This window comes from Mariprofundus sp. EBB-1 (assembly GCF_003665155.1).
Taxonomy (GTDB): domain Bacteria; phylum Pseudomonadota; class Zetaproteobacteria; order Mariprofundales; family Mariprofundaceae; genus Mariprofundus.
In genome coordinates this window covers 1-6,288 of sequence record NZ_RCFQ01000055.1, presented here as the reverse complement: position 1 = coordinate 6,288, position 6,288 = coordinate 1, and the positions used below count along the sequence as shown (strand labels likewise).

Here is a 6,288-nt window from a genome sequence, read left to right as displayed (position 1 = left end):
AACGAACTGAAGCTGAAATTATATTCTGCTGGAAAAATGCATTCATGCATTGAATGCGTATCACTTTATCAAGTGTTAAATAGACAGAAAAAAGGAGCTACGTTTCCGTAACTCCTTCGTGTTTGGCGTCCCCAAGGGGATGAATCTGGGCACTGGATTGAAGCTGTTGCATTAACCTGACTGACTGGGTTCGGCCAATTCCGGTCATTCGATTTAGAACTTTTCTGTGCCTACTGCTTCAGGGGTAGTCCAATATCACCGTTATTACTAAAGCATTGGAAGTGACGGCTAGTGAATTACTACGTATTGCAAAGTTTTCAGCTATTGTTTAACTATGCATCAACTGAAAACTATCACCAAAAGCATGACCAATATGGAAATGATTTGCATGATGCATGCAATGAGCTGCCCTCCAATTGTCGCGAGATAGCTTTTAGTTTCTTTTATATGTTCCACTTCATTGTCATCGTTCTTTTTATCAAAGAGGTAATGCGTTCTTTCGGGATATATCGCTAAGAGTTGTTTGTGAAATTCGTCTCCAATTTCAAGCCGTTTGTTTTCAAAGGCATCTTTATGCTCATCTATAACTTGATGAATGGAGTCTTCAAGCTCTTTAAGAATACGAAATTTACAATCACCTAGAATGAAAAGGACTTTTGAGATAATGCCAAAAACTACTGATGCTAGTAGAAAGCCTAGCAATGAGGCCGGTTCAACCCCAAATCCTTGCTTAATTGATAGACTGTTTGAAATAACTAACGCCATCGAAGCAGCAGTGCCGGCAAGAATCCATCCAGAAAATTTATCAATCTCCTTGGATGTGCTTAAATACACATTTCGAAGGCAAATGATTATTTTCTGAACAATCTCTAAAGTTAATTCCTTTGAATTATCATTTTTATCCACGAAACCACCCAATAGTCCTGATTCTACTTACGCAAACAATCTAACAAGTTTTTGAATTTACTAACAACTAACAACTTGTATCAGGGGCTGAGTTAATTCCGATTTCTTTCTAAATTTTCAAGTAGGCAGCCTGAATAATATTTCAGGAATGCTTGTAGTTCACTGGATTTGAACCTCGCAATCAGAAGGTCATTATTTTGCGTATCTTTGAACTCGATCCAGTCTATTAGGTTTCTATCATCCTCAGAAATCACGTTAATAGCAAAGTGTGCTACTGAGTGCCTTAGACCTTTCACTAAATCTCGCAATGTTACAATGCCTGTGCCGATCTCAGAGTGTTCCATACCGATTTCTTTTCTGAATTCAGTAGTTAGTCTAATTGTTGGTATATAGGGCATGACTCTTTCTTTAGGCATAACAATCAATCCAAGCAAGCAATTAATTGTTAGTGTGTAGTTGTACTGCTCTTCAAAAACATACCTGTCTAAAGTTTCATAATATTGAGAAATGAGCCGCATAGTTCTCTCAATAAATTCAGATTCCAGATCATGATAGTTTCCCATTAATCAATACTATAGCCTAAAATATGAATGTCCGCTTTTGGCGAACCTCGTCGTTGGCGACTGACGTAAAACGGCCATAAATGGACAGTCACTTTCAAGGCCGTTACTATTTTTTATACATGTGTAATCAGGAATGTCTGTCTCGACCCCGTGCTTCCATTCGCGATACCGGTACGCTGGCCGCTCGAAGATGGCTGCCAAATGAAATGGTGTTTGCTTAGATGACTCTGCCGCCGCTTTATAAGTACCTCGACGTTTCAGGTGCGAAGCTGACGCTCGGAAATAGAACGTTCAAACACGCAAAACCGTCTGGTTTCAACGACACGGAAGACCTAACGATCCAAAGCATCTTCGCCGAGGACACCGAAGAAGTGCTGAAAAAGATCGCGGGCGGCTTCCCCGACGTGATCCTACGGCACCTTAACGAAGAGCCTACATGCAGTTCACCAATGAAGGGGAAAATCAAGGTCCTGCAGCAGAGTTACCGAGCAAATCCGGGGGCCGCTAACTTCGTTCGGGCCAAACTGATGAACACGGACAAACGAATATATGACGTCGAGTACTACCGCAAGCAGACGCAGGCGCATATCGCAGAGATCAACGAGTTTATGCAGGGTTATCGTGTACTTTGCGTCACTACCCACAAAGACTCCGAGCGCATGTGGACTGAGTATGCTGAGAACCACAAGGGCATTTCTCTGCGAATCCAACCGAATCTTGCCAAGGACTCCAAATTCCAGCTCTTTCGTCCCGTCACTTACCGAGAGAAACGTGCTCCGCTCTACGAAGATACGCTTGAATTCAGCGCTGGCGCTTTGTTTGGAGACCATGAAGCCCGGATTAAGGAGATCATCGAACGGATCATCTACACCAAAACGCTGGATTGGCAGCACGAAGGCGAATATCGACTAGCTGTTCCGATTGGCGAAAACGAGAAGCCTTGGAATACGCTCCCGTACCATCCTGAAGAGATCACGGAGTTGTATCTCGGCCTTGAGATGGAGAAGTCCGACATTCATGACATCGTTGGTAAGGCCCGCACCGTTAATCGTGACATCGCAATCTTCCGAGCCAAACGCGACGGAGGCGGGAAGCTCGTTTTCGATCAGTTGTAAGGCGCTGGGGAGTTCAAGGGTCAGGCCTTATACCTTCTACTTATATAAAATTCTGACTGTCCGAGTTTAGCCGGAAACAGTCAGTCGCAATCTATTCATATAATCTTGTAGCCGCCTAAATCGCCGCACGTACCGCCCTACAGGACGGAACGCGCGCCGAGTGGCGGCTGAAACTGATCTTCTTCCCCCGTTGTAGTAACACGGGGGGCTACGGATACATTAAATATACAATCGTTAACTTTAAAAATACTTTAGAGCCCTAAATACTTCTGCTAACTTATTTGACACTTGCATAAAACTTAGTCTAAACTTCACGAAAGTTTCGTATAACACTTGGGGTATTTATGAAGGCAAGCGATTTAGTAAGTATTTGGGAAGCACCAGATAACAGCAGGCTGACACCAAAGCAGTTCTCACTACGATTACCAGTTCATGTTGCTGCGCAGTTATCTGCATTGTGTGAGATGTACCCAAACAAAACTAGGACAGAGATCATAGGGGATCTCTTAACTGCTGCATTAGATCAACTTCAATCTTCATTCCCCACAGTCAAAGGTCGTTTTGTTGATGAGTTTTATGACCATGAATCTAGTGAAGGTGTGAAATTTTTTGAGGATAAAGGTCCAACTAATAAATTTCGGGAACTATCAAACAAACATTTTGAAAGTCTTGAGAAAGAGCTAGGGAATGAGAGCCCTGCGCCACTGTTCTCGAGTGAAAACGTAGTGGTTGAAGAAAGAGAAAAATAAAGATGAGCTTTTCATTTCTTCTCCACGGGCATGACACCGTACATTGTGCATATTATTTACAACGCACCTCTGGACATGGTGTTGATTTTGAAATGCTTACTTTGGAAAAAGAAAAGTTAAGGCAAAGTAAAATGAGAGACCCAAAGCATATTAATTTAGGTGGAATGGATTTTCTTCTGCATGGATATGGTAGTTCATCAGGTTTTCCATTCGTGATTTCTAATCGAGACTTCAATATTCAACTTGGTGAAAACAACACTCCGAATTTTTACGTTACTTTTCCAAGCGAAGCATTGTGGAGAAAGTCAGTTTATCAACTCCATGCAGAGTTCATGGAATGGGCTTCTGCACTTGGTTACTGTGAATATAAATCAGAATCACTTTCGCGCGTTGATTTCAGTTTTGATTATCATGTTCCAGAAATAGATTTTGATGAGGATAGTTTTATCAGCCTTTCATCGAAGGATAGCCAATATAGGCAAGAAGGGGTGGTTCAAACATTCAACATCGGAAAGGGCGATATTGTTCTACGTGTCTATAATAAGATAGATGAAATTGAGCAGAAAAGTGAAAAGGTATGGTTTTTCGATCTTTGGAATGAAAGTGAAAATGTATGGCGTATTGAATGGCAGGTAAGGAAAGACAAGCTTCGTCGATTTGGAATTAGAACGTTTTCAGACTTGAGTCAGTTAGAAGGGGATCTTCTTCGTTATTTAGCTACTGAGCATACAACTCTAAGAATCAAAGCGAATGACTCCAACCGCTCCAGATGGCCGCTTCATCCTTTGTGGATTGATCTGCAAGATAAAATAGAAAACATGAATTGTTTAGGCGTTGATAAATGCTTTGATGAGGATGCTCTTCTTGAAGAAAAAGAGTTAAGAATTGCCATTAGCATGTATGGCTATATGAAGAGAATTGCTGCACTTTATTGCCTTCGGAAGGGTTCTGATATGGTTTCGAAATCAGAAGCAATTGTTCAACTGGATTGGCTTTTATCTAAAGTTCATGACCCTTTATCCTGGCAAACAGATGTTAAGAAAAAGACAACACAGATGAGGCTGGGTAAGTGGTAACACTTATTCAGATTATGGAACATGTGAATGCTCGCATGTCCCGCGTATTGCTAATGGCAGAATCATCATTGCCTGAAGCACAATTTAGAGCCTACCGGAAATTGGTTCTAGATGAGTTTGGAAAAAGAGGATTAGGAAAAGAGCTGGAAGATTTATTCGATCAACAGGAACGGAAAGGCTAGGGCAGGAATATATTATGCACAGGTGCTTTATGCTTGAACAAGGACAACACATATAAATTAACAATTAAGCTCAATGATGAGTTTTTAGAAGATGGTGTTTCTAATGAAGAGCTGGAGTTGATCAAATCAATTCTTCCAGAACTTATTAGAGAAATACTTATACAGATTGAGAAAGAAAAGGAGTAAGTCATGGTTGTAGCTCTTTATGCGCGAGTTTCTACTGTCAGACAGGCAGAGAAGGACTTATCAATTCCTGACCAGATCAGGCAAATGGAAGATTGGTGTAAGGCCAAGGGTTATAAGGTCGGGGTTAAATATGTAGAAGCTGGAGCATCGGGAACCGATGCGAAGCGTCCCGCTTTTCAGCGGATGATTACTGACGCTACGCTGTCACCGCCGCCTTTTGATGCCATCATTATTCACAGCCTTTCTCGCTTCTTTCGGGATTCTCTTGAGTTTGGTCTTTACGAACGCAAGCTGAATAAAATAGGGGTTAAGCTGATCTCTATTACTCAGCAGACCAGTGATGATCCATCTGGTGAAATGGCTAGAAAGATATTCAGCATATTTGATGAATACTCTAGTAAAGAGAACGGAAAACATACGCTAAGAGCAATGAATGAAAATGCGCGGCAGGGCTTTTTCAATGGTTCACGACCTCCTTTTGGCTACCAAACAATAGACTCTGAAATTAAAGGCCGGCATGGATATAAAAAACGCCTTGCGATAAATCCAACAGAAGCTTCAATTGTTAAGCAGATATATAAGCTCTATTTAAACGGTCATAATGGGAAATCATTGGGTATGAAGGGAATCGCCAACCACTTTACTGAACGTGGTATCTCAATGAGAGGGAAGCCTTGGCGGATTCAAAAAATTCAGGACATTCTTTCAAGTAAAACATATACAGGTGAGTACTACTTTAACCAAACTGATAGTAAAACGAAGAAAAAAAAGCCTAAAAGTGAATGGATAAGGTTAGACATTGAATCCATAATCGAGGCTGAAACTTTCAGGAGTACGGAAGAGCTACGCGATGCACGCTCTCATGAAAGGGTTCCGCCGAGAATGGTTAACAATCCAACGTTATTAACAGGAATTCTAAAGTGTGGCTGTTGTGGTTCTGGTATGACATTAGCAACAGGCAAGGGCGGAAAATATAAATACTACAAATGCACCACTCGAATTAATAAAGGAAATGCTCATTGCTCAAGTAAGAATATTCCGATGGATAAACTTGATGAAATCGTATTAGGTAGATTGGTTAAATGCGTATTCACTCCAGAAAGAATAAATATTATTGCTGACAATCTTCGTTCATCTTCAAAGAAATCTAATGAACAGACAGATCAACAGCTTCAACTGTTCCAGCAAGAGTTAAAAGCAATTGATGCAAAAATGGATCGACTATATGAAGCTGTCGAAAGCGGATTCCTTCCAATGGATGAAACGCTACAAGTTAGAGCTGAGAAACTTAGAGTAAGAAGGCAAGATGTCTTGATTGAGTTATCCAGTATAAGAAGGATTTCACAAACACCATTCTCAACCATTAGTAAACGCCATATTGAAGCATTCAGTAAAGCTCTTCGATCTCGCCTAGTTACTAACAATGATTTCTCAAAAGGGTATCTCAAACTTCTTGTGAACAAGATCACTGTGAATGAAGAGGAAGCGATTATTGAAGGGGACAGTAAAGT

8 protein-coding genes are annotated in these 6,288 nt (G+C 41.0%); 6 read left to right on the top strand and 2 right to left on the bottom strand.

The annotated features are described in order from the left end of the window. Positions 1-339 precede the first annotated feature (339 nt). Together D8Y20_RS13360 and D8Y20_RS13355 are read right to left on the bottom strand one after the other, a co-directional pair. The gene (locus tag D8Y20_RS13360; RefSeq protein ID WP_121544209.1) at positions 340-906 is read right to left on the bottom strand and encodes a hypothetical protein; all 567 of its coding nucleotides are present in this window, start codon (positions 904-906) and stop codon (positions 340-342) included. A gap of 92 nt (positions 907-998) precedes the next feature. Beyond that, positions 999-1,469 (bottom strand): HEPN family nuclease, encoded by a 471-nt coding sequence (locus tag D8Y20_RS13355; protein ID WP_147434108.1) that lies wholly within the window; start codon positions 1,467-1,469, stop codon positions 999-1,001. 221 nt (positions 1,470-1,690) lie between these two features. On the opposite strand from D8Y20_RS13355, the gene D8Y20_RS13350 reads away from it, so the two are divergent. From D8Y20_RS13350 to D8Y20_RS13330, 6 genes are all read left to right on the top strand, one after another. Next, on the top strand, positions 1,691-2,584 hold the full coding sequence (locus tag D8Y20_RS13350; protein WP_121544207.1) for a DUF2971 domain-containing protein: 894 nt from the start codon (positions 1,691-1,693) through the stop codon (positions 2,582-2,584). A gap of 344 nt (positions 2,585-2,928) precedes the next feature. Then, positions 2,929-3,333 carry a hypothetical protein gene (locus D8Y20_RS13345; protein WP_121544206.1) on the top strand — a complete coding sequence of 135 codons (405 nt, stop codon included), beginning with the start codon at positions 2,929-2,931 and terminating at the stop codon, positions 3,331-3,333. A 2-nt stretch (positions 3,334-3,335) separates the two neighbouring features. After that, positions 3,336-4,409 (top strand): hypothetical protein, encoded by a 1,074-nt coding sequence (locus D8Y20_RS13340; protein WP_121544205.1) that lies wholly within the window; start codon positions 3,336-3,338, stop codon positions 4,407-4,409. Further along, complete coding sequence (locus D8Y20_RS13335) at positions 4,403-4,591, top strand: hypothetical protein (RefSeq protein ID WP_121544204.1); 189 nt, start codon at positions 4,403-4,405, stop codon at positions 4,589-4,591. Before D8Y20_RS13340 ends, D8Y20_RS13335 begins: the two co-directional genes overlap by 7 nt. Before the next feature lie 33 nt (positions 4,592-4,624). Further along, the gene (locus tag D8Y20_RS13655) at positions 4,625-4,777 is read left to right on the top strand and encodes a hypothetical protein (protein ID WP_153232668.1); all 153 of its coding nucleotides are present in this window, start codon (positions 4,625-4,627) and stop codon (positions 4,775-4,777) included. A gap of 3 nt (positions 4,778-4,780) precedes the next feature. Then, a partial coding sequence (locus D8Y20_RS13330) for a recombinase family protein (RefSeq protein WP_147434107.1) occupies positions 4,781-6,288 on the top strand: 1,508 nt, incomplete at its 3' end.

Bases quoted from the DNA above. Each gene is read 5' to 3' on its own strand.
- D8Y20_RS13355 (WP_147434108.1), bottom strand. From the start codon at position 1,469: ATGGGAAACTATCATGATCTGGAATCTGAATTTATTGAGAGAACTATG.
- D8Y20_RS13350 (WP_121544207.1), top strand. From the start codon at position 1,691: ATGACTCTGCCGCCGCTTTATAAGTACCTCGACGTTTCAGGTGCGAAG.
- D8Y20_RS13345 (WP_121544206.1), top strand. From the start codon at position 2,929: ATGAAGGCAAGCGATTTAGTAAGTATTTGGGAAGCACCAGATAACAGC.
- D8Y20_RS13340 (WP_121544205.1), top strand. From the start codon at position 3,336: ATGAGCTTTTCATTTCTTCTCCACGGGCATGACACCGTACATTGTGCA.